Origin of the sequence: Luteimicrobium subarcticum (assembly GCF_002798015.1) — a bacterium.
GTDB classification, from domain to species: domain Bacteria; phylum Actinomycetota; class Actinomycetes; order Actinomycetales; family Cellulomonadaceae; genus Luteimicrobium; species Luteimicrobium subarcticum.
The window spans coordinates 233,959-255,733 of the sequence record NZ_PGTZ01000008.1; the positions used below are offsets into that span (position 1 = coordinate 233,959).

Sequence of the window (21,775 nt, forward strand, 5' to 3'; positions counted from 1 at the left end):
CCGCGGGGAGCCCGGCCCTGTGCGCGTTCAGCCGGCGGTGCGGCGGGTCAGGAGTCGCCGCCCGCGTTGCCGGACGTGCCGGCGGTGACGTCGTGCAGGCGGTACTGCTCGATCGCCTTGGCGACGACGCCCGGGTCGACCTCGCCGCGGCGCGCGAGCTCCGACAGCGTGCGGACCACGACCGACGGGCCGTCGATCTTGAAGTACCGGCGCGCCGCGGCGCGGGTGTCGGAGAACCCGAACCCGTCGGCGCCGAGCACCGCGTAGTCGCCCGGGACCCACTGGCGGATCTGGTCGGGGACCAGGTGGTCGTAGTCGCTCGTGGCGACGAACGGACCGGGCGCGCCCTGGAGCTTCTGCGTCACGTACGGGACGCGACGCTCCTGGTCGGGGTTGAGGTACGCGTCGGCGTCGGCGTCGAGGCCGTCGCGGCGCAGCTCGGTCCAGCTCGTGACGGACCAGACGTCCGCGAAGACGCCCCAGTCCTCGCGCAGGAGCTGCTGGGCCTCGAGCGCCCACGGCACCCCGACCCCCGACGCGAGGATCTGCGCGCGCGGCGCACCCTCGGTGACGTCCTCGGCGGCCGACAGTCGGTGGATGCCGCGCAGGATGCCCTCGACGTCCACGTCGTCCGGCTCGAGCGGCTGGACCATCGGCTCGTTGTACACCGTGAGGTAGTACATGACGTTCTGGTCGCGGCCGTCGGTGCCGTCGCCGTACATCCGCTGCATCGCGTCCTTCACGATGTGGCGGATCTCGTAGCCGTAGCAGGGGTCGTACGACACGATCGCGCGGTTCGTCGCCGCGAGCAGCGGTGAGTGGCCGTCGGCGTGCTGCAAGCCCTCGCCGGTCAGCGTCGTGCGGCCCGCGGTCGCACCGACGATGAACCCGCGGGTGAGCTGGTCGCCCGCCGCCCAGAACTGGTCGCCCGTCCGCTGGAACCCGAACATCGAGTAGAAGATGTAGACGGGCACGAGGGTCTCGCCGTGCGTCGCGTACGACGTGCCGACGGACTGGAACGCGGACGCGGAACCGGCTTCGTTGATGCCGGTGTGCATGACCTGGCCGGCCTCGGACTCCTTGTAGGAGAGCATGAGGTCGCGGTCCACCGCGAGGTAGTGCTGGCCGAGCGTGTTGAAGATCTTCGCCGACGGGAAGATCGAGTCGAGCCCGAACGTGCGCGCCTCGTCCGGGATGATCGGGACGATCCGCTGCCCGACGCCCTTGTCCTTGATGAGCTCCTTGAGGAGCCGGACGAAGGCCATCGTGGACGCGATCTCCTGCTGGCCCGAGCCGCGCTTGAGGACGTCGTACGCCTTGTCGTCGGCCGGGGGCAGCACGTCGTGCTTCGAGCGGCGCTCCGGGACGAACCCACCGAGCACGCGACGGCGGTCCAGCATGTACTGGATCTCCGGCGACTCCATGCCCGGGTGGTAGTACGGCGGCTCGTAAGGGTTGGCCTCGAGCTCGGCGTCCGTGATCGGGATGTGCAGCGAGTCGCGCAGCACCTTGAGGTCCTCGAGCCCGACCTTCTTCATCTGGTGGGTCGAGTTGCGGCCCGCGAACTTCGGGCCGAGCTGGTAGCCCTTGACCGTGTGGGCGAGGATCACCGTCGGCTGACCGGTGTGCGCCATGGCCTGCGCGTACGCCGCGTACAGCTTGCGGTAGTCGTGGCCGCCGCGCTTCATCGCCCAGATCTCGTCGTCCGTCATGTTCTCGACGAGCGCCTTGGTGCGCGGGTCGCGCCCGAAGAAGTTCTCGCGGATGAACCCGCCGGACTCGGCGCGGTACGTCTGGTAGTCGCCGTCGGGCGTCTCGTTCATGAGGTGGACGAGCGCGCGGTCCTTGTCGGCGTTGAGCAGGACGTCCCACTCACGGCCCCAGATCACCTTGATGACGTTCCAGCCGGCGCCGCGGAACTGCGCCTCGAGCTCCTGGATGATCTTGCCGTTGCCGCGCACCGGGCCGTCGAGGCGCTGCAGGTTGCAGTTCACGACGAACGTCAGGTTGTCGAGCTGCTGCTGCGCCGCGTGCTGGAGCATGCCGCGCGACTCCGGCTCGTCCATCTCGCCGTCGCCGAGGAACGCCCACACGTGCTGCTGGCTCGTGTCCTTGACGCCGCGGTTGTGCAGGTACTTGTTCGTCCACGCCTGGTAGATCGCGGACGACGGACCGAGGCCCATCGACACCGTCGGGAACTCCCAGAAGTCCGGCATGAGGCGCGGGTGCGGGTACGACGGCAGGCCGCCGCCGGCGTGCGAGTGCTCCTGGCGGAACCCGTCGAGCTGGTCGGCCGACAGGCGACCCTCGAGGAACGCGCGGGCGTACACGCCGGGGGAGGCGTGGCCCTGGAAGTACACCTGGTCGCCGCCGCCCGGGTGGTCCTTGCCGCGGAAGAAGTGGTTGAGACCCACCTCGTACAGGGTCGCGACCGAGGCGTAGGAGGAGATGTGGCCGCCGACGCCGATGCCGGCGCGCTGCGCCCGCGTCACCATGACGGCGGCGTTCCAGCGGACCCACCCGCGGTAGCGGCGCTCCACGGCCTCGTCGCCGGGGAAGTAGGGCTCCTCGTGGACGCCGATGGTGTTGACGTACGGGGTGTTGACGGACGTCGGGATCGCGACGTTGCGCTCACGGGCCCGCTTCAGCAGGTTGAGCATCACGTAGCGGGCACGGGGGCCGCCACGGTCGTCGATGAGCCCGTCGAGTGCCTCCACCCATTCGTCGGTCTCGGCCGGGTCGATGTCCGGCACCTGGCTGAGCAGGCCGTTGATGAGAGGAAGGGTCTCGTCGGAAGCCACAGAAAACCTCACTCGGGTCTTCGGGCCGCAGGGCTCTCGTCGCCCCGCGGCTCGCACGGATTGGGCTGTCACGGACACGGCGCCACACGCGGGCGCTCAGGTCGTGGCGGCTCCGCGCGGAGGGCGTGGTGTGCTGATTCTGCTCATTGTGGTCCCACCGAGGGGGGTGAGTCGAACCGTCCCGACTGGTGGGCCCGCGGTCAGGGTGCTCACGAGCGGGCGGCGCACACCCCGAAATCGGCACAAGACCCGCCCAGGACCTGCCGTGTGCCGTGGTGAGGGACGCCGCACTGGGCTACCTTGAGCGCTATCGCGTCCCGGTGTTCGTGACCGACGTCACCGCGGGACGCAGTGTCGAGAACGTGCAGGAACAACAGGAAGGACCGGCGACACGTGGTTGCGGCTGCTGACCCGAGCTCCATCGAACGGCTGGGCCTCGAGCCCGGTTTCGTCGTGCAGGAGTACGGCTGGGGGGACGACTGCGACGAGCAGCTCCGTGAGGCGGTCGAAGGGCTGACCGGCAACGAGCTCGTCGACGAGGAGTACGACGACGTGACCGACGCGGTGATCGCCTGGTACCGCGACGGCGACGGCGACCTGACGGACCTGCTGGTCGACGTCCAGGTCGTCCTGGACGACGGTGGCCCGATCTGGGTGCTCACCCCGAAGACGGGGCGGCCGGGGCACGTCGCGCACGCCGAGATCCAGGAGGCCGCGAGCACGGCCGGGCTGCACGCGATGGGCAACATCGCGCTGGCGCCCGACTGGACGGCGACCCGGCTCGCGAACCGCGGACGGGGACGCTGAGCGCGTGACGTACGGCGAGGTGCTGCGCATCGGCGACCCGGCGCCCGAGCTCGGCCTGCCGGACGTGCACGGCACGCCCGTGACCGTGGCGTCGCTGCGCGGCGCGCCCGCGCTCGTCGTGTTCGTGCCGTTCGCGTTCTCGCGCACCTGCCAGTCGGAGCTGTCGACGCTGCGGGACAACCGGGGGCCGTTCGACGAGCGGCACGTCCGGCTCGTCGCCGTCTCCTGCGACAGCGTGTTCGCGCTCAGGGCATGGACCGAGCAGGAGGCGTTCGGGTTCGACCTGCTGTCCGACTTCTGGCCGCACGGCGCCGCCGCGCAGCGGTACGGGGTGTTCGACGAGCACAAGGGCATGGCCGTCCGCGGCAGCTTCCTGCTCGACGCGGACGGCGTCGTCCGGTGGTCGGTCGTCAACTCGCCCGGGCACCCGCGCGACCTCGAGGTGCACGTCGAGGCCCTGGCTCGTCTGTAGGCCACGGCTGTCGGCGCGCGCGTGGGCGCGACCACGAGCGGCCCGCCGGTGGTGTCCGACGGGCCGCTCTCTCGGTGATGCCCCGGTGGTGCTCCGTGCTGGTCAGTCCTGGTCGGCGCCCGGCAGGTAGCCGCCCGGGACCTCATTCGGCGTGTAGATCACCGCGTCGCCCGGGTAGGGGGTCGACCACTGGTGCGTCTGGTACCAGGTGTACCGGTTCATGAGCTCGGGGTTCGCGTAGTCCGCCTTCGCCCCGTTGCCCGTGAAGTGCTGCTGCTTGCTCCACGCCGTCCAGTCGGCGGCGACCTGCCTCTCGGCGGCCGGTACGGCGACCTTCGTCGCCTGTGCGGCGGCGAGCTGCGTCGCGGCCCCACCGGTCAGGCCCAGCGTGTCGGCGCCGCAGGACGGGGTGGTCGCCACCCCCTCGGTGAGCGGCACCTGGTTGGGCACCGCGTCGAACGGCGTGGTGTCGGCGTGCCGGGTGAAGGCGTCGAACATCGGCGTGGCCGCGGCGACCTTCTGGTTGAGCGGTCGGGCGCCGAGGATCTGCTCGATGGTGCGGACGATCGAGATCTGCGAGTAGTAGGTGCTGACGGTCGTACCGTGCTGCGCCCACGGGCTGATGATCTGCACGGGGGCCCGGTGGCCGTCGACGTGGTCGGCGCCCGCCTGGCTGTCGTCCTCCACCACGACGACCAACGAGTCCTTCCAGTACGGGCTGTGCGAGATCGTGTCGACGATCTTCCCGACCGCCAGGTCACCGTCGGCGACCTGCGCCTCGGGGTCGGCGGTGCCGCCCGTGTGGTCGCTCGAGAGCCACATCATGTTGAGGTTGGCGGGACCGTTCTTCTCGAAGTCCTGCTTCCAGACCTGGTAGCGGTAGATGTCCGGCACCGACGTGTCGAACGACGGCGACCGGTGGTCGCTGATCGCGTCGAGCGACGGGATGACCGAGCCGTTGTTCCAGGCGATCGACGGGTCGAACAGCTGGGCGGGATCACCGCCGGCGTCGACGCTCGTGGCCGCGCAGTAGTACTGCTGCCACGTCGCACCGGCAGGCTTGCCCTCGGTGTACTCGAACTCGCCGAAGTCGCGCGCGGTCTTCCCGGCCTTCTCGACGGCGGTCCACAGGAAGCCCGAGCTCTGGTGGCCGAGCACGTCCTCCTCCGTGTCGTACGAGCGCGTGTACTCGCCCGCGCTGGACTCCGTGTACTCCGGGTTGTCGCCCTGCATGAGCCAGTTGTGGCCCTCGGCCGAGTTCGTCCCCACGTCGTACGTGTTGTCGTAGAGGCCGAACTGGGTCGCGAGGGCGTGCTGGTTCGGTGTGACCTTCGCGCCGAACTGAGCCAGCGACGCGTCGCCGTCGCCCTGGGGCATGTCCCCGTAGACCTGGTCGTAGGTGCGGTTCTCCTTGACCAGCAGGAAGACGTGCTTGATCGTCGACGGGTCGCCGATCTTCGCGGGCACGGGGACGGCCTTCGTGTGCCGGCCCGACGCCCCCCTGGCCTCCTGGACGTCGTTCTTGCCCCAGCCGTTCTGCGCGAAGACCGTCGAGGTCCCACGGGCGACCTGCAGGTCCGTCGGCAGCGTGAACTTCGTCAGCGACGCCGTGGTGCCGTGCGTCCCGTGCCCTGTGGCCGCCGTGGTGCCCTGGCCCTCGTTGAAGGTCAGGAGCGGTCCGCGCGCATCGATGCCGCGCCGGTTGGTCACGACGACCTGGGAACCGACCGTGGCGACGTCCGACGGGTAGTAGTCCGTCGGCAGCAGCCCCACGTAGCTGACCGGCAGCAACGGGTTGCCCCAGTACCGGTAGACCGCCACGGCGTTGGCCCGCCCGAGCGTGACGAGCAGGCGGCCGTCCTTCGTCAGGGCGATGCCGGTCGGCGAGTACCCGGTGCTGGAGCCCGACCACGGCTGGGTCGCGATGGTCTGGACGACCTTGTGCGTGCGCGTCGAGACGACGGACACGGTCGAGCTGTTGGTGTTCGCGACGAACACCGCGTCCCGGGTCGCGTAGAGCGCGGTCGGGTGCAGACCGACCTTCACGGAGCCCACGGCGTCCCGCGGGTGAGCCGTGTCGATCAGGCTCAGCGTGCCCGTCGTCGAGGTCCCCAGGAACGGGTCCGCGACGACGTCGGCGCCGTACGACGTCAGGGTCGTGTCGTCGTCGGTCGCGTCGCGGCCGCCTTCGTCGCTCACGTACAGGGTGCTTCCGACGAGCACGAGGTCGCGCGGCGCGACACCGACGGCCCAGCTGTCGAGGATCGCGCCGGTGGCCGGGTCGATGGCGACGACCCTGTCCTGGCCGTTGACCGCGACGTAGAGCGTCGATCCGTCGGGTGAGTACACGGACTTGCCGGTCAGTGCGGCATGACCGTCGACCTTCGGGATCGGCACGGTCGTCCCGGCGCCGAGCGTGCCGTCGGGCTGGACGGGGAACCGGGTGAGTCCGCCCGACTGCGGGAGCCAGAGCACGGAGCCGTCCGGCGAGTACGTCGGACCCTCCTGCCCGACGGTGTTGTCGGTGATCTTCTCGTTGACGCCCGCGGCCGAGCCGACCGACCAGATCTGCTTGTAGTCGGCCAGGTCGAAGATCTGGAGCGCCACCGAGCGGTCCGTGCTGGTCGCCGCGAGGTAGCGACCGTCCGGGCTGACGGTCGACCCCATGAACTTGCCGGTCTGCGTGACCAGGCGGTCACCGATTGGCTTGATCACCTGGTCGTCGGAGACCTGGATCCCGTCGGCGTACTCGGTGCCGACGTGGTGGTCGCGGAACGACTCCGTGGTGGCGTAGGCGGCCGTCGTGCCCGCGAGAGCGACGGCGGCAGTCCCGGCCGTCGCGATGCGGACCCCGCGGGCCGTCGTCGTGCGGAGGTGCTGTGATCGAGCTGGCTTGACGCGTCGTACGCGTGTGACCTGCATCTCTCATCCCTTCGATGATGGTTTCAGCAGATCGACGATCCCGTCGAGCTGCCACAGGGGATTCGGGGCATCACCTGTCGGGGTGTGGACGACGAAGTAGCCGTTGACCTCCTGGGGTCCGTCGCCGTCCGCGACGTACCGCCCGTCGGCGGTGACGTCGAGCTGGTAGACGGCCGTGGCCTGGGTCTGCGAGCCGGGGACGTGCCACGTGACGACACACCTCCAGTCGTTCCCGGGCCCCTCGTCCTCGACGAGGGAGCCGCCCTTGTCGCAGTCGGCGCCGGCGCCCAGCTGCGACACGGTGTAGCCGGGCCGGTGCAGCTCGGCCGACTGCAGCTGGTAGAGGTGCGCGAACGAGGTCGCGAGGCTCCCCTCCAGCTTGTCCTGGGTGACGCCGGTGCCCGTCGCGGGTGTGGCCACCGCGATCACGCCCGCGGTCGCTGCGACGAGACCGACGAGCGGGAGCGCGACCCCGAGGGCCCGCCGTCCCGCGCCGTCGTACGCCAGGTCGGTGAAGTCACGCCGGACGAACACGGCGTACGCCAGCAGCGTCGCCGCGACCGCCCACGTCAGGCTCACGGCCACGCTGATGAGGAGCGGGCCGGTCTGTGCCGGGGCGGTGAACAGGCCGCGCCACGCGAGGAGGGTGTTGGTCGGTAGTGCGAGCCGCAGCGCCTCGGGCAGCGGCAGGACCTCGACCAGGCCCAGGACGACCGCCAGCAGCGCGGGCACGAGCAGGCCCATCGGGGAACGGCCCAGCACGACCGATCCGAGGAGGCCGACGCCGGCGAAAGCGAGGGTGGGGGCGAGGACGCTGAGCCAGGCGAGCAGCACGGTGCGTGCCGCGTCCCCCGTGCCCAGCGCGTGCCCGTCCAGCCCGACCAGGGGGTGGTTGCCGACGGCCAGCAGGCCCCCGACCGTCGCCGAGAGGCCGAGGGCGGCGAGGACCGCCACGATGACGGTCAGGCTCGCGAGCGACTTGGCGACGAAGACCCGGCGGGGGGAACGGACCGCCATCAGCAGGTGACGCCACGTGCCGAGCCGGTCCTCGGCGGCGAAGACGTCCCCGGCCACGAGGGAGGTCGCCAGCGGGAGCACCCACGAGCAGCAGAAGCCCAGGACCACGAGTGCGCCGGCCCATCCCGTGGCGAGCAGCCAGCGTCCGAACACGGTGTCCGTCGGGAGCGTCGTCTGCTGGCTCACCACGGCCACGAAGAGGCCCGGCCCGACGCAGCACGCGATCAGCATGATCCGCGTGCGCCACTGGGACACCAGCTTGGTCAGCTCGAACCGGTAGACCCGTCGGAGGGGGACGGGTCGGGCGGCAACCGGGGGCGTACGGGGCGGGGAGGCGTCCGGGGACAGCGGTGCGCGGGAAGATCGCGTCTCGGTCGTCGTCATCGGACGGGCTCCTCGTGGTCGGCGCCGGCTCGAAGGAGCGTCGCGGTCTGCGTCGGTGCGTCGGCATCTCCGGTCAGCGCCAGGAACGCCGCCTCGAGCGGCGGGACGAACGGTCCGAGCTCCCGGACCGCCACACCCGCTCCGACGAGGCGCGCCACGAGCTCGTCGACGGCGGTCGCGGTGCCGTGCACGACCAGGGCGTCGGGGTCCAGCGGGACGGCGGCGGGCACGGCGTCGTGCCCGGTGCGCAGGCCGGGGACGTCGGCGGCGATGCGGCGCGCGGCCGCGGTGTCGGTGGTGACGACGCGCACGTCGCGCTCGTCGGACGCGGCAGCCAGGTCGCGGGGCGCACCCGTGAAGACGACCTGACCGAGGTGGAGGATCGTCACGTCGTGACACAGTGCCGCGAGGTCGTCCATGCGGTGGCTGGACATCACGACCGCTGTCCCGGCCGCGGCCAGGCGGGTCAGGACCCGGTGCACGTGCCGCGTGCCCGCGGGGTCGAGCCCGTTGGCCGGTTCGTCGAGCACGAGCAGGCGGGGTGCCGCCAGGAGCGCGGCCGCAAGTCCGAGGCGTTGGCGCATCCCGAGCGAGAAGCCACGGAGGCGGTCGTCTGCCACGTCGGTCAGGCCGACCTCGTGGAGGGCGTCGTCCACGTCGTCCGGGCTCCGGGCGCTGTCGCCGCGCAGCGAGACGAGGGCGGCGAGGTTCTGTCGCGCGGTCAGCCCGGGGTAGAGGCCGGGGCCGTCGACGAAGCCCGCCACACCGTCCGGCACGCCGAGCGCCCGGCTGACGGGGGCGCCGAGGACCTCGAGGTGGCCGGTGTCGGCGGTCGCGAGGCCCAGGAGCAGGCCGAGGAGCGTCGTCTTGCCGGCACCGTTCGGACCGATGAGGCCGTGCACCGTCCCCGTGGGAACGTCGAGGTCGACGCCGCCCAGCGCGACCACGTCGCCGAAGGTCTTGGTGATGCCGCGAGCACGGACCGCTGCGGTGGTCATGAGTCTCCCCTGCGTCGCCGGAGCCAAAGATGCCTCTGGCAACGTAGAGGGCTGACCGGGCGCAAGGGGTGGCAGGGGAGGCAACAGGGGGTGAACTGTCGAAGACCGTCACGCGTGCGCCCGTCTCCCGGCGCCCTCGCGTGGACGGGTTCGGCCGGTCGGAGCCACGGACGGTACGCTGTCCCCGCCCTTCAGGGCCTGTAGCTCAGCTGGTTAGAGCGCCACGCTTACACCGTGGATGTCGGGGGTTCGAGTCCCTCCGGGCCCACCATCGTGATGACGCGGGACATCGTTCATCGATGCCCCGCGTGATCGTTCATCGTGCAGGGCCCGGCCATCGGTCGGGGTCCCTGGACGTGCGCGGCGGCGGCCGGCGTCTGTGCCGCCGGAGTCTGAGAAACTGGCACGGTGACGCCGACGACGGTGTCCCGGACGAGGCACGCCGTACCCGGTCAGCGACAAGACGGTGTGAAGGAGTGTCCTGTCATGTACGACGTCGTCCAGATCGTCGGTTCCCTGCTCATCCTGTCGGCCTTCGTCGGCTCGCTGCTCGGGCGCATCGACGCCTCCGGCTACCGGTACCTGGTCGTGAACGCGGTGGGTTCGGCCATCCTCACGGTGACCGCGATCATCAGCCGCGAGTGGGGATTCATCATGCTCGAGGGCGTGTGGGCGGTCGTGTCCGTCTACACGATCGTGCGCAAGGCGCGTGGCGGCGGACGTCCTGGGGAGCCGCAGCCGCAGGGTGCGTGAGGCGACCGCGCCGCGACGGGTCGGGCACGATGGGCTCATGCCCGCACCCCTCCGCACCGGCCTCGTGGTGAGTCCTGCGCTCACCATCCCGCGGGCGGAGCTCACGGAACGGTTCTCCCGCGCGTCCGGCCCGGGCGGGCAGGGCGTCAACACCACGGACTCGCGGGTCGAGCTGTCGTGGGACGTGCGCGGGTCGGCGGTGCTCACGGTGACGCAGCGCGCCCGGATCGAGGAGCGGCTCGCGTCGCGTCTCGTCGACGGGGTCCTCACGGTCGTCGCCTCGGAGCACCGTGAACAGCTGCGCAACCGGGACGCCGCCGGCCGACGGCTCGCGGCGGTCGTCGCCGAGGCCGTCGCGCCGCCGCCCCGGACGCGCCGCGCGACCCGTCCGACGCGCGGTTCTCAGGAGCGCCGGCTCACGGCGAAGAAGCAGCGCTCCACGACGAAGAGCCTGCGGTCGTCGCGGCCGCGTCGCGACGACTGAGCCTGCCCGACTGAGCCTGCCCGACTGAGCCTGCCCGACCGCGTCTGCCCGACCGCGTCTGCCCGACCGGTCCGGGACGACGCAGCCGTCACGCGTCGACGAGCTCCAGCGTCATGCCACGGAAGGTCGCGTAGGGGGCGAGGTTCGTGGCCGCGTCCTCGGCCGTCCGGCGGCCGATCTCGGAGTCGAGGGCGGCCCTCAGGGAGTCCGTGTCGTCCCAGTCCATCATCACGACCATGTAGCAGGCGTCGCCGAGGAGCGCGACGGGCTCGTGGCTGCGGGTGACGCGGCGCAGGCCCGGGTACTGCTTCACGAGCGGGACGTGCACCTCGGTGTAGTGGCGTTCGAACGCCTCCACGTCGCTCGGGGTGTCGTACATGACGACGAAGCGGGCCTTCGGCGCTGCGGTCGGGTCGACGGTCGTGTCGGTCATCGTTCGGCTCCTCGTGGTCGCGGTGGGCGGCGTCAGCGGCACGCTACTGGGCGGCGCGAGCGACTGCCGGTGACGCGCCGACGGGGCGCAGCGTGAGCGCGCACAGTCCGACCCCCAGCACCGCGGCCGCGGTGGCGAGCACGGTCACGCCCGTCCAGCCGGAGCGCGACCACGCGGCCGTGGAGAGCGTCCCGGCCACGGTGCTGCCCGCGTAGTAGAAGAGCAGGTACGCGCTCGACGCCCGGGACGTGCTCGCGCCGGTCTCGTGCGCGCGGCTGACGACCCACCCGGACAGCACGGAGTGCAGGCCGAGGAACGCGACGGTGAGCACGCCGAGCCCGACGAACACGGTGACGATGTTCGACGGCCACAGGATCGCGACGGACGCGCCCGCGACGGTCGCGCCGAGCAGGGCGGCGCGGGGTCGTCCGACGCGTTGTGCCAGCGCGCGGAACAGCGTGGGCGCGGCGATGCCGACCGGGTAGGCGAGGTAGACGAACGCCTCGGCGGCGCCGAGGTCGAACGGCGGCGCCTCGAGCCGGAACGACACGCTGTTGTAGAGCGCGACGAACAGGCCCATGTTGACGCACCCGACGACGCAGAGCAGGAGCAGCCGCCGGTCGCGGACGGCCGCGAAGGTGCCGCCGAGCACGTCGCCGAGGCGCATGCGCACGGGCGCGGCGGTGTCGCGGGGCAGGAGGGCGACGACGCCGATGCCGGCTGCGACGGAGATCAGCCCGAGCACGACGGTGGGCACCTGCCACCCGCCGAGCGCGGCGAGCGGGACGGGCACGAGGCGTCCGGCCGCGCCGCCGACCGCCGTGCCCGTGATGTAGGTGGCGTTGGCGGCGGGGTGCGCGTCGTCCGCGACGACGTCCTTGATGTAGGCGAGCGCGGCCGCGGGCAGGATCGCGAGCGCGAGACCCATCCCGGCGCGGCACGCCAGGAAGGCACCCCACGTGGGCGCCAGGGTGCACAGCAGCGCGAGGACGCCGCCCGTCAGGAGCGACCCGGCGATGGCGCGCACGCTGCCGACGCGGTCGGCGAGCGGCCCGGCGAGCAGGAGGCCGGCGAGCATGGCGAGCGTGGTCGCCGACAGGGCGAGCCCGGACGACGCCTCGGGTACGCCGAACCCGCGCGCGAGGTCCGGCAGGAGGGGCTGCACGTAGTAGATGAGCGCGAAGTTTGCGAGGCCGCCGAGCGCAAGGACCTGGAGCGTGCGGCGGTACGCCGGGTCGCCGCGACGCAGCCCGGGGCCCGACGTGGGCCCGCCGGCTGGCGCCGGTCGGGCGGTGGTGACGGCGGGGGAGCGCAGCAGCATGCCTCCACCTTCGGTCGAGCGAATCGCGTCACCAAATGCATCAGGAGAGCGCTGTGATGCTTCAGGCGCATAACATCGGACGATGGACGCGCTCAGCCTGCGGATCTTCCTCTCGCTCGCCGACACCGAGAACACCCGCGACACCGCGGCGATCCTCGGCGTCGGGCAGCCGGCCGTCTCGCGGACCCTCGCCCGGCTCGAGCGTTCGGTGGGCATGGAGCTGTTCGTCCGGCACGGCCGACGCCTGCGGCTCAACGCGCAGGGTGCCGCGTTCCGGCCCGACGCCGCCGCGGTGCTCGACGCCCTGCACCGCGCCGAACGGCATGCCGAGGCGCTCGCGACCCGGACCGAGACCGTCCGCATCGCGTTCCTGCACTCGGTCGCGAGGTGGCTCGTGCCGCAGTCGGTCCGCGCGTTCCGCGCCGTGCACCCGACGGCCCGCGTGTCGCTCCGGCAGGGGTTCGGCCGCGACATCTACGGGTGGCTCGCCGAGGGAACCGTCGACATCGTGCTCGGCACCCCGCCGCCGGCCGGGCGCGACGCCACCTGGGTGCCTCTCGCGACCGAGCAGCTCTGCGTCGCCGTCCCCTCCGGCGACCCGCTCGCGGACCGGGACGCCGTCCGGGTCGACGTCGTCGACGGGCGCGACTTCATCGCGTTCTCCCGCATCACCGAGCTGCACGTCGTCGTCCGCGCCCTGCTCGACGCCGCGGGCGCCAAGCCCGTCGTGATGTTCGAGAGCAGCGAGATCGACACGATGCGCGGGCTCGTCGCCGGGGGGCTCGGGGTGTCGGTGCTGCCACGACCGACCCATGTCGTCGAACCGGGGCTCGCGTACGTCCCGATCGAACCCCCCGTGCACCGTCGGCTCGGGCTCGGCTGGAACGAGACCGCGAAGCCGTCGGCGGCGGTGCGGGCGTTCGTCGACGCCACGGTGGGAGCACTCGCCGGGGCGTCGACCGGTGCCGACGTTCCTGGGTGAGCCCGTGTCCGGCACGCGCGGCCCGAGGTCATCGCGACGTGGAGCACCCGAGCCGCGCGAGCGGCGGGCCGCGCGGGGCGACACGTGGCGTGAACCCGCGCGTCGGAGCGGCGCATCCCGGAGCGCACTCACGGCGCCCGAGGGGCTGTGGTGCGTGGCGTCACGAAGTCCGTGCGGGTCGTCGGAGAGTCTCGCGACACCTAGGCTCGGCGGTGTGCTGACGTTCCCGCTCCGGACCGAGCGGCTCGTGCTCGAGCCGCTCGAGCACCGCGACCGTGACGCGTTCGTCGCCTACCGCCGCGACCCGGCGGTCGCGCGCTGGCAGTCGTGGGACGTCGACTGGTCGGCCGCGGACGCGGACGCCCTGATCGCCGCCCAGCCCGCCGCCGTCGCCTCTGGCTCCGGGGAGTGGCTGCAGCTCGCGGTGCGGACGGTGTCCGACGGTTCGCTTGCGGGCGACGTAGCCGTCCACGCCCACGCGGACCAGCCCGACACCTACGAGCTCGGCGTGACGCTCGCCGCCGCGACGCAGGGTCGCGGGATCGCGACGGAGGCGCTCGCCGCCGTGGTCGCCGGACTCTTCCAGGTGGGCGCGCACCGCCTCCTGGCGGTCACCGACGCGCGGAACACCCCTGCCGCCCGCGTGTTCCGCGGGCTGGGCTTCCGGCACGAGGGCCGGGCCGTCGACGCTGACTGGTTCAAGGGCGAGTGGTCGTCGCTCGACACCTGGGCGCTGCTGCGCCTCGAGGCGCTCGGCGGCGACCGGTAGGGCGCCAGTCAGCCCATCGCCTCCCGCTGGGCGTCCCGCAGCGCCTTCGCCGGGTCGACGCCCTTCGGGCACGCGCGGGTGCACGCCCCCGACTGCACGCACCCCCAGATCCCGTCCTCCGTGTCGAGGACGGCGCGGCGCAGCACGTCGCCGTGGTCGCGCGGGTCGAGGTCCCAGCGGCGTGCGGCGGCGACGGCGGCGGGACCGAGGAAGTCCGGCAGCAGGTCGATCTGCGGGCAGGCGGCGTAGCAGAGCATGCAGTCGATGCACTGCGCGAGGCCCCGATAGGTGTTGAGCTCGGCGGGTGTCTGGCGACCCGCGCCGGTCGTCGGACCGGGCTCGTCGGACCCCGGCCCGTCCGGTGCGGCGACCAGCCACGCGCGCACGTCCGCGAGCTGCCCGACGAGCCGGTCGGTGTCGACGACGAGGTCGCGCAGCACCGCGTGCCGCGCCAGGGGCGCAAGGGTGAGACCGGTCGCCCGGTAGCCCAGCACGGGCGTCTCGCACGCGAGCACGGGCCGCCCGTTGACCATGACGCCGCACGACCCGCACACGCCCATCCGGCACGACCACCGGTAGGTGACGCTCGCGTCCTGCTCCTTGACCGCGTCGAGCGCGTCGAGGACGGTCGTCCGCTCGGTGCACGCGACGACGTGCTCCTGTTCGTGGGGCTCACCGTCGGGCTCCTGCCGGACGACGGTGACGCGCACGTCCCAGGACGGTGCGTCGTCGGCGCCGGCCACCGAGGCGTCGTCGGGTCGGGGGCTCATCGCGTCCCTCCTGCGGCGGACTCCCGGACGGGTTCGGTGGCGAGCACGGGGGCGTCGGCGTGGGCGTCCCACGTCGCGAGCGTGTGCCGCGGCAGGGGGTCCGCGTCGGGGAAGTCGAGACGCTGGTGCGCCCCGCGCGACTCGGTGCGCGCGAGCGCCCCGGCGACGATCACGTGCGCGACCTGGAGCATCGCGCCCAGCTCGAGGACCTGCGCCCAGCCGGTGTTGAGCACGGTCGACGTGTCGGCGACGCGGACGTCCCGGTACCGCTCGCGCAGGTCCACGACGGCCGCGAGCGCCCGGCGCAGCCCCGCGTCGTCGCGGAAGATCCCGACGTCCGCGTCGAGCACCCGTCCCAGCTCGGCGCGCAGGGGACCGGGCGGCTCGGTGCCGCGTCCGCGCAGCGCGAGGAGCCGGTCGGCGGTGTCGCTACCGGTCGCGAGGACGTCGTCCGCGACGTCGCCGGCGGCCTCCGAGCCGCCCCGCGCGAGGGACGTGCGCACGGCCTGCTCCCCGGACGCCCGCCCCACCACGAGGGTCTCGACGAGCGAGTTCGAGCCGAGCCGGTTGGCGCCGTGCAGGCCCGTGGACGCGCACTCGCCGGCGGCGAACAGCCCGTCGAGCGCCGTCGCCCCGGTGACGGACGCGCGGATGCCGCCCATCGTGTAGTGCCAGGTGGGTCGGACGGGCACGGGCTCGGTCGCGACGTCGACGCCCGCGAACCGGCGCGCGAGCGACGCGACGAACGGGAGCCGGTCGTCGATCCGGGCACGGCCGAGGTGCGTCAGGTCGAGCAGCACGACCCCGCCGTCCCGCGAGGGGAGCGTCCGGCCGTCGCGCTCGGCGTGCCAGAAGGCATGGGAGAGCCGGTCGCGCGGCCCGAGCTCCATGCGCCGCGGCTCCGGCTCGCCGACGGGTGTGACGGGTCCGAGCCCGTAGTCGGTGAGATACCGCTCGCCGGCGGCGTCGAGGAGCACGCCGCCCTCGCCGCGCGCGGCCTCCGACAGGAGGATGCCGCTGCCTGGCAGCCCGGTCGGGTGCACCTGGACGAGCTCGAGGTCACGGACCGCGACGCCCGCGCGCAGCGCCATGGCGATGCCGTCGCCGGTGACGATGCCGGCGTTGGTGGACGTCCCGAAGACGCGCGCCGCGCCGCCCGTCGCGAGCACGACGGCGGGCGCGAGGATCGCGACCGGTTCGCCTCGGTGCTGGTCGTGCGCGACGACCCCGCGCACCCGGTCGGGGGCGTCCCCGCCGGGGCGGTCCACGAGCAGGTCGAGCACGAGGTGCTCGTCGAACCGCCGCACCGCCGCGTGCTGGAGGGTCGTCTGGAACAGCGTGTGCAGCAGGTGGAACCCGGTGCGGTCGGCGGCGTACCAGGTGCGGGCGCGCGTCATCCCGCCGAACCGGCGCACCGACGGCAGCCCGTCGTCGTCCCGGCTCCACGGCATCCCCAGCCGTTCGAGCCGCGCGAGCTCACCCGGAGCCCGCTCGACGACGAACCGCACCGCCGCCTCGTCGCACAGGCCCGCGCCGCCGGCGACCGTGTCGGCGACGTGCTGCTCGAGCGAGTCGTCGTCGCGCGCGACCCCGGCGGCGCCGCCCTCGGCGGCGACCGTGTGCGAGCGCATCGGGTACACCTTCGACACCAGGGCGACCGTGAGTCCGCGCGACACGACCTCGAGCGCGGCGCTCAGCCCCGCGGCGCCCCCGCCCACGACGACGACGTCGGACCGCTCCGTGCGCACGCGCGACCGCCTCCTCGGGTCGGGGTCCGGGCCGCTCCATCGTGTCCGAGGCGTCGCGTCCGCGCACGACGTGTGGGTGACGGCAGGGACACTGAGGCGTGCACGTCGTCGTCGCGGAACCGGCCGTCAGCCCTGACGGTGCCGACGCAGCGGCTGTCGTCGGCCTCACGGGCGACCCCGCGGCGACCGAGCCACCGCGGTGGACCTGGGCCGACACCAACCTCTGGTACCCGGGCCTGCTCGCCGCCGGCGCCCGGGTCGCCCGGGCGCACGACCTGCGCCTCGCCCACCGCGTCCTGCGGACGTCGGCGTGGACGACGGGCACGGCGCTCGCGACGCGCGGTGCCGGCCCCTGGGACGCCCTGCCGACGCTGCCCGTGACGGGGCGCGACACCGGCCCGTCCGACCAGCACGCGCTCTTCGAGATCGGCCCGGACGGCACGGCCGGTGCGGACGACCGCTCACCCGACGCCCCGGCGTGCCGTGCCGCGCTGCGCGACCAGCTCGCGGCCGTCGCGGCCAGCACCCGTCCGGGGCGCCTCCGGCTCCTCCTCGCCGCGGAGGCAGCGGGCGCGCTCGCCGCCGTCGAGATGCACCACGTCGGCGTCCCGTGGGACGCGGTCGTGCACGACGCCGTGCTGACCGAGAGCCTGGGCGCGCGGCCGCCGGCCGGCACCGCGCCGCCGCGCATGGCGGCGCTCGCGGACGACGTCCGCACGGCGCTCGACGCACCGAACCTCCACCTCGACTCGATGCCCGACGTGCTCCGTGCCCTGCGCCGCACCGGGCTCCCGGTGACGTCCACCCGGTCGTGGGAGCTGCGCGAGGTCGACCACCCCGCGATCGACCCGCTCCTCGCCTACAAGAAGCTGTCGCGCCTGCACAGCGCCAACGGCTGGTCGTGGCTCGAGCAGTGGGTGCACGGGCACAGGTTCCGGCCCGAGTACGTGGTGTCGGGCGTCGTGACCGGGCGGTGGGGGTCGAGCGGCGGGGGCGCGCTGCAGCTTCCGCGCCGCCTGCGCACCGCGGTCCGCGCCGACCCCGGGTGGGTGCTCGTCGTCGCGGACGCCGCCCAGCTCGAGCCGCGTGTCCTCGCCGGACTCGCCCGTGACGAGCGCATGGCGGCTGCCGGGCACGGGCAGGACCTCTACCAGGGCATGGTCGACGCGCACGTCGTCGACTCCCGGGCGCACGGCAAGGTCGGGATGCTCGGCGCCATGTACGGGGGGACGACGGGGGCGAGCGCCGCCGTCCTGCCCCGGCTCGCGAAGGCGTTCCCGGCGTCGCTCGCGCTCGTCGAGGCGGCGGCCCGCACGGGCGAGGTCGGGGGAGTGGTCACGACGCACCTGGGCCGCACGTCGCCCCGGCCGGGCGCCGCGTGGCACGACACCCAGGCGCTCGCGCAGACGGAGGACGCCGGCGTGGACGACGAGTCCCGTGCCCGCGCCCAGACCCGCGCGTGGGGCCGGTTCACCCGGAACTTCGTCGTCCAGGGCACCGCGGCCGAGTGGGCGCTGTGCTGGATCGCGGGCGTCCGACGCGACCTGTGGGCGTTGGGCGAGCAGCCCGGACCCGCGTCACGCGCGCCCGAGCCGTTCGCCCGGCGGCCGCACCTCGCGTACTTCCTGCACGACGAGCTCGTGGTCCACTGCCCGGCGGCGCTCGCGGACGACGTCGCACGTCTCGTCCAGGACGCCGCGGCGGGCGCCGGGCAGCTGCTGTTCCCCGGATTCCCGGTCGACTTCCCGCTGAGCGTGGGTGCCGCGACGTCGTACGCCGACGCGAAGGACGCATGACGGGCCAAACCCGCGGATCTCACGATCCGGACGAACCGTTGACCTGGGGCAGCCGCACATCGCAGAGTCACAGGTAACGCACCAGCACGACCCCACCTCAGTCAACGAAGACCGAAGGAGCTCGTCATGGCTGCGTTCTCGCGCGCCCGCACGTCATCACCCGGGGCGACCAGCGCCCCACCCGTCCCCTTCCGACGCGTCGCCGCGCTCACCGCGCTCGCGCTGCTGCTCGCCGCGGTCGTCGCGGTCGTCCCGTGGCGTCCGGCTCAGGCGGCGTCCGTCGTCCTGTCGCAGGGCGCGCCCACCACGGCGTCGTCCACGGAGAGCGATGTCGCGTTCCCGGCGAAGGCCGCCACCGACGGCGACCTCGGCACCCGGTGGGCCAGCACGGCCTCCGACCCGCAGTGGCTCGCGGTCGACCTCGGCGCCCCGAAGGCGATCACGAGCGTCCACCTGGCCTGGGAGACGGCGTACGCGTCGAAGTACCAGGTGCAGACGTCGAACGACGGCTCCACCTGGACCACCCAGGCGACGGGGACGGCGTCGTCGTCCACCGCCCAGGACGTCGCCGTGTCCGCGACCGCACGCTACGTGCGCCTCTCCACGACGGCCCGGGGCACCCAGTGGGGCGTCTCGCTCTGGGAGTTCCAGGTGCTCGGCCAGCAGGCGCCCGTGACGGAGACGCTGCTCTCGCAGGGCCGCACGACGACGGCGTCGTCGGTCGAGAACGGCGGCACCCCGGCGTCCGCCGCGACCGACGGCGACTCGGGCACCCGCTGGTCCAGCGCGGCGTCCGACCCGCAGTGGATCGCGGTCGACCTCGGCAGCGCGCAGGCGCTCACGCGCGTCCACCTCGTGTGGGAGACGGCGTACGCGTCGAAGTACCAGATCCAGACGTCGAACGACGGCTCGACATGGACAACCCAGGCGACGCAGACCGCGTCGTCGGCCGCGCCGCAGGACGTCGCCCTGAACGTCACGGCCCGCTACGTCCGGCTCTACGCGACGGCGCGCGCCACGCAGTACGGCGTCTCGCTGTGGGAGCTGCAGGTGTTCGGCGCGGGCACCTCGACCCCCACGACCACCCCGACACCCACGCCGACCCCCACCCCCACCCCGACCCCGACGAGCACGCCCACCGGCAGCACCACCCTGTTGTCGTACGCCAAGCCGGCCACCGCGTCGTCGTACCAGGACGACGCCCAGTGCTCGGGCTGCACGCCCGCCAAGGCCTTCGACGCCGACCCGGCGTCGCGCTGGGCCGTGAACGCGACCACGGGCTGGGTCGACGCCGGCTGGATCCAGGTCGACCTCGCGAAGACGGCGCACGTGTCCCAGGTCGTCCTGCAGTGGGACCCGGCGTACGCGACGGGCTACCAGGTGCAGGTCTCGGACGACGGCTCGACGTGGCGCACGATCTACACGACGACGACCGGCAAGGGCCTCACGGAGAAGCTCGCCGTCTCGGGTGACGGGCGGTACGTGCGCCTCAACCTCACGAAGCGTTCGGGCGCTTACGGCTACTCGCTGTACACGTTCGACGTGTACGGCACGGGTGGCTCGCCGGTCGCACCGCCCACGTCGAACGTGCCCGACCCCAACTTCACGCACCTCGCGTGGAGCGACGAGTTCGACGGCGCGAAGGGCAACGGCCCGGACACGTCCAGGTGGACGGTCGACTCCGGGACCGGTCAGAACGGCGAGCAGGAGTACTACACGCCGTCCGGCAACGCGACGCTCGACGGCCAGGGCCACCTCGTCATCGAGGCCCGCAAGGAGTCGGCGGGCGGCCGGGACTACACGTCGGCGCGCCTCAACACGTCGAACAAGTACATGTTCCAGTACGGCCGCGTCGAGGCCCGGATCAAGGTCCCGGACGGCCAGGGCTACTGGCCGGCGTTCTGGATGATGGGGTCGAACTTCCTCACGGGCACGCCGTGGCCGCAGAACGGCGAGGTCGACATCATGGAGGTGCTCGGCAAGGACACCACCACGTCGTACTCGACCCTGCACGCGCCGTCGTACAACGGCGCGGGCGGCTACGGCGGCTCGTACACGCTCCCCGACAAGAGCAAGCTGTCCGGCGGCTTCCACACGTGGGCCGCGGAGTGGGACAAGACCGGGATCCGCTACTACCTCGACAACACGCTCGTGTTCACGGCCGACAAGGCGACCGTCGAGGCGACGCGTGGTCCGTGGATCTACGACCACCCGTTCTACGTGATCCTCAACCTGGCCGTCGGCGGCGACTGGCCCGGCAACGTGGACGCGACCACGCCGTTCCCGGCGCAGATGGTCGTCGACTACGTGCGCATCTACCGCTGACCCTGCTCAGCACGGACGGCGGGGACGGGGCTAGCCTGCGGGCTATGAGCACCCCGTCCCCGTCGTCCGCCGGCGTCCCCGGCACCCCTGGCCCCGCCGAGGGGGCCGGTGCGCCCACGCTCGCGGACGTCGTGCGTGTCATCGAGTCCCTGTACCCGCCGTCGACGGCCGAGTCGTGGGACGCGGTGGGGCTGGTCGCCGGAGACCCGGCCGAGCCGGTCCGCAAGGTCCTCCTGGCGGTCGACCCGGTCGACACCGTGCTCGACGAGGCCGTCGAGTGGGGTGCCGACCTCGTCGTCTCCCACCACCCGCTGCTGCTCCGGCCCGTCCACTCGGTCGCAGCGACCACCTTCAAGGGCGCTCTCGTCCACCGGGCGGTCCGCACGGGCGTCGCCCTGTACGTCGCGCACACCAACGCGGACGTGGCCGCCGGGGGAGTGGCCGACGCGCTCGCCCGGGCGCTCGGGGTGGTCGAGACCGTCCCGCTGGTCCCGCTCGACACCGCGGGCAGCGACGGGACGGGCACCGGCCGCGTCGGGCGGCTCGACCCGCCCGTCACGCTCGGCGACCTCGCGGACCGGGTGGCCGCCACCCTCCCCGCGACCGCGCAGGGAGTGCGCGTCGCCGGCGCCCTCGACGCCAGGGTCGAGCGGGTCGCCGTGGTCGGCGGGTCCGGCGACGGCTTCTTCGACGACGTGCGCGCCGCGGGCGTCGACGTCTACGTCACCGCGGACCTGCGCCACCACCCCGCGTCCGAGCTGCGCGAGCGCGCCGAGCACGAGGCCCGCGCCGCCGGGCTCGGGCCCGAGGCCGCGCGCCCGTTCCTCGTGGACGTCGCGCACTTCGCGTCCGAGTGGCCGTGGCTCGACCACGCGGCCCGCGACATCGCCGCCGCGCTCGGGACCGGTACGGTGGAGCTGCGCGTGAGCACTCGCTCGACGGACCCGTGGACGGCGCGCGTGGCGTCCCCGGCCTGACCGTCCGCCGGCGTCT

The 21,775-nt window shown here is 73.2% G+C and carries 17 protein-coding genes, 1 tRNA gene and 1 riboswitch; of the genes, 10 read left to right on the top strand and 8 right to left on the bottom strand.

Annotation, left to right across the window (positions count from 1 at the left end; all coding sequences use genetic code 11):
- Positions 1 to 47 precede the first annotated feature (47 nt).
- The gene (gene aceE, locus CLV34_RS09860) at positions 48 to 2,801 is read right to left on the bottom strand and encodes a pyruvate dehydrogenase (acetyl-transferring), homodimeric type (RefSeq protein WP_100350111.1); all 2,754 of its coding nucleotides are present in this window, start codon (positions 2,799 to 2,801) and stop codon (positions 48 to 50) included.
- Between the two features lie 393 nt (positions 2,802 to 3,194).
- Between aceE and CLV34_RS09865 the strand changes: the two genes are divergently transcribed.
- The gene (locus tag CLV34_RS09865) at positions 3,195 to 3,608 is read left to right on the top strand and encodes a DUF3052 domain-containing protein (protein ID WP_100350112.1); all 414 of its coding nucleotides are present in this window, start codon (positions 3,195 to 3,197) and stop codon (positions 3,606 to 3,608) included.
- 4 nt (positions 3,609 to 3,612) lie between these two features.
- Positions 3,613 to 4,080 carry a peroxiredoxin gene (locus tag CLV34_RS09870; RefSeq protein ID WP_245859158.1) on the top strand — a complete coding sequence of 156 codons (468 nt, stop codon included), beginning with the start codon at positions 3,613 to 3,615 and terminating at the stop codon, positions 4,078 to 4,080.
- Positions 4,081 to 4,182: 102 nt separating this feature from the next.
- Here CLV34_RS09870 and CLV34_RS09875 read toward each other — a convergent pair whose 3' ends face one another.
- From CLV34_RS09875 to CLV34_RS09885, 3 genes are read right to left on the bottom strand one after another with little or no spacing between them, the layout of a single operon-like run.
- On the bottom strand, positions 4,183 to 7,002 hold the full coding sequence (locus CLV34_RS09875; protein ID WP_100350113.1) for an alkaline phosphatase family protein: 2,820 nt from the start codon (positions 7,000 to 7,002) through the stop codon (positions 4,183 to 4,185).
- 3 nt (positions 7,003 to 7,005) lie between these two features.
- A complete protein-coding gene (locus tag CLV34_RS09880) occupies positions 7,006 to 8,403 on the bottom strand; it encodes an ABC transporter permease (protein WP_100350114.1) in 1,398 nt (465 codons plus the stop codon).
- Positions 8,400 to 9,401 (bottom strand): ABC transporter ATP-binding protein, encoded by a 1,002-nt coding sequence (locus CLV34_RS09885; RefSeq protein ID WP_100350115.1) that lies wholly within the window; start codon positions 9,399 to 9,401, stop codon positions 8,400 to 8,402. The genes CLV34_RS09880 and CLV34_RS09885 overlap by 4 nt, the downstream gene beginning before the upstream one ends.
- Before the next feature lie 194 nt (positions 9,402 to 9,595).
- On the opposite strand from CLV34_RS09885, the gene CLV34_RS09890 reads away from it, so the two are divergent.
- From CLV34_RS09890 to arfB, 3 genes are all read left to right on the top strand, one after another.
- Positions 9,596 to 9,672 (top strand) — tRNA-Val (locus tag CLV34_RS09890).
- 136 nt (positions 9,673 to 9,808) lie between these two features.
- Positions 9,809 to 9,874, top strand: a riboswitch (guanidine-III (ykkC-III) riboswitch).
- Between the two features lie 13 nt (positions 9,875 to 9,887).
- A complete protein-coding gene (locus CLV34_RS09895; RefSeq protein ID WP_100350116.1) occupies positions 9,888 to 10,154 on the top strand; it encodes a CBU_0592 family membrane protein in 267 nt (88 codons plus the stop codon).
- Between the two features lie 37 nt (positions 10,155 to 10,191).
- Positions 10,192 to 10,638, top strand: coding sequence for an alternative ribosome rescue aminoacyl-tRNA hydrolase ArfB (gene arfB / locus CLV34_RS09900; protein WP_100350117.1), 447 nt, complete (start codon positions 10,192 to 10,194; stop codon positions 10,636 to 10,638).
- An 88-nt stretch (positions 10,639 to 10,726) separates the two neighbouring features.
- Here arfB and CLV34_RS09905 read toward each other — a convergent pair whose 3' ends face one another.
- Both CLV34_RS09905 and CLV34_RS09910 read right to left on the bottom strand, forming a co-directional pair.
- Positions 10,727 to 11,071 carry an EthD family reductase gene (locus CLV34_RS09905; protein ID WP_211289410.1) on the bottom strand — a complete coding sequence of 115 codons (345 nt, stop codon included), beginning with the start codon at positions 11,069 to 11,071 and terminating at the stop codon, positions 10,727 to 10,729.
- A 43-nt stretch (positions 11,072 to 11,114) separates the two neighbouring features.
- Positions 11,115 to 12,392, bottom strand: a complete 1,278-nt coding sequence (locus CLV34_RS09910) for an MFS transporter (protein ID WP_100350118.1) — start codon at positions 12,390 to 12,392, stop codon at positions 11,115 to 11,117.
- 82 nt (positions 12,393 to 12,474) lie between these two features.
- On the opposite strand from CLV34_RS09910, the gene CLV34_RS09915 reads away from it, so the two are divergent.
- Both CLV34_RS09915 and CLV34_RS09920 read left to right on the top strand, forming a co-directional pair.
- Positions 12,475 to 13,374 carry a LysR family transcriptional regulator gene (locus tag CLV34_RS09915; RefSeq protein ID WP_100350119.1) on the top strand — a complete coding sequence of 300 codons (900 nt, stop codon included), beginning with the start codon at positions 12,475 to 12,477 and terminating at the stop codon, positions 13,372 to 13,374.
- Between the two features lie 214 nt (positions 13,375 to 13,588).
- Positions 13,589 to 14,143 (top strand): GNAT family N-acetyltransferase, encoded by a 555-nt coding sequence (locus CLV34_RS09920; RefSeq protein ID WP_157803787.1) that lies wholly within the window; start codon positions 13,589 to 13,591, stop codon positions 14,141 to 14,143.
- A gap of 8 nt (positions 14,144 to 14,151) precedes the next feature.
- Here the strand turns inward: CLV34_RS09920 and CLV34_RS09925 are convergent, their stop codons facing one another.
- Positions 14,152 to 14,913, bottom strand: coding sequence for a succinate dehydrogenase/fumarate reductase iron-sulfur subunit (locus CLV34_RS09925; RefSeq protein WP_100350121.1), 762 nt, complete (start codon positions 14,911 to 14,913; stop codon positions 14,152 to 14,154).
- Positions 14,910 to 16,661, bottom strand: a complete 1,752-nt coding sequence (locus CLV34_RS09930) for an FAD-binding protein (protein WP_100350122.1) — start codon at positions 16,659 to 16,661, stop codon at positions 14,910 to 14,912. Before CLV34_RS09930 ends, CLV34_RS09925 begins: the two co-directional genes overlap by 4 nt.
- Positions 16,662 to 16,759: 98 nt before the next feature.
- Here CLV34_RS09930 and CLV34_RS09935 point away from each other — a divergent pair, with 98 nt between their 5' ends.
- From CLV34_RS09935 to CLV34_RS09945, 3 genes are all read left to right on the top strand, one after another.
- Entirely contained in the window at positions 16,760 to 18,457 is a 1,698-nt protein-coding gene (locus CLV34_RS09935; RefSeq protein ID WP_100350123.1) for a bifunctional 3'-5' exonuclease/DNA polymerase, read from the top strand.
- A gap of 126 nt (positions 18,458 to 18,583) precedes the next feature.
- Positions 18,584 to 20,782, top strand: coding sequence for a discoidin domain-containing protein (locus CLV34_RS09940; RefSeq protein ID WP_100350124.1), 2,199 nt, complete (start codon positions 18,584 to 18,586; stop codon positions 20,780 to 20,782).
- Between the two features lie 44 nt (positions 20,783 to 20,826).
- Complete coding sequence (locus tag CLV34_RS09945) at positions 20,827 to 21,759, top strand: Nif3-like dinuclear metal center hexameric protein (protein WP_100350125.1); 933 nt, start codon at positions 20,827 to 20,829, stop codon at positions 21,757 to 21,759.
- Positions 21,760 to 21,775 lie beyond the last annotated feature (16 nt).

Bases quoted from the DNA above. Each gene is read 5' to 3' on its own strand.
- CLV34_RS09945 (WP_100350125.1), top strand. From the start codon at position 20,827: ATGAGCACCCCGTCCCCGTCGTCCGCCGGCGTCCCCGGCACCCCTGGC.
- CLV34_RS09875 (WP_100350113.1), bottom strand. From the start codon at position 7,002: ATGCAGGTCACACGCGTACGACGCGTCAAGCCAGCTCGATCACAGCAC.
- CLV34_RS09885 (WP_100350115.1), bottom strand. From the start codon at position 9,401: ATGACCACCGCAGCGGTCCGTGCTCGCGGCATCACCAAGACCTTCGGC.
- CLV34_RS09905 (WP_211289410.1), bottom strand. From the start codon at position 11,071: ATGACCGACACGACCGTCGACCCGACCGCAGCGCCGAAGGCCCGCTTC.
- CLV34_RS09880 (WP_100350114.1), bottom strand. From the start codon at position 8,403: ATGACGACGACCGAGACGCGATCTTCCCGCGCACCGCTGTCCCCGGAC.
- arfB (WP_100350117.1), top strand. From the start codon at position 10,192: ATGCCCGCACCCCTCCGCACCGGCCTCGTGGTGAGTCCTGCGCTCACC.
- CLV34_RS09940 (WP_100350124.1), top strand. From the start codon at position 18,584: ATGGCTGCGTTCTCGCGCGCCCGCACGTCATCACCCGGGGCGACCAGC.
- CLV34_RS09895 (WP_100350116.1), top strand. From the start codon at position 9,888: ATGTACGACGTCGTCCAGATCGTCGGTTCCCTGCTCATCCTGTCGGCC.
- CLV34_RS09910 (WP_100350118.1), bottom strand. From the start codon at position 12,392: ATGCTGCTGCGCTCCCCCGCCGTCACCACCGCCCGACCGGCGCCAGCC.
- CLV34_RS09915 (WP_100350119.1), top strand. From the start codon at position 12,475: ATGGACGCGCTCAGCCTGCGGATCTTCCTCTCGCTCGCCGACACCGAG.
- CLV34_RS09925 (WP_100350121.1), bottom strand. From the start codon at position 14,913: ATGAGCCCCCGACCCGACGACGCCTCGGTGGCCGGCGCCGACGACGCA.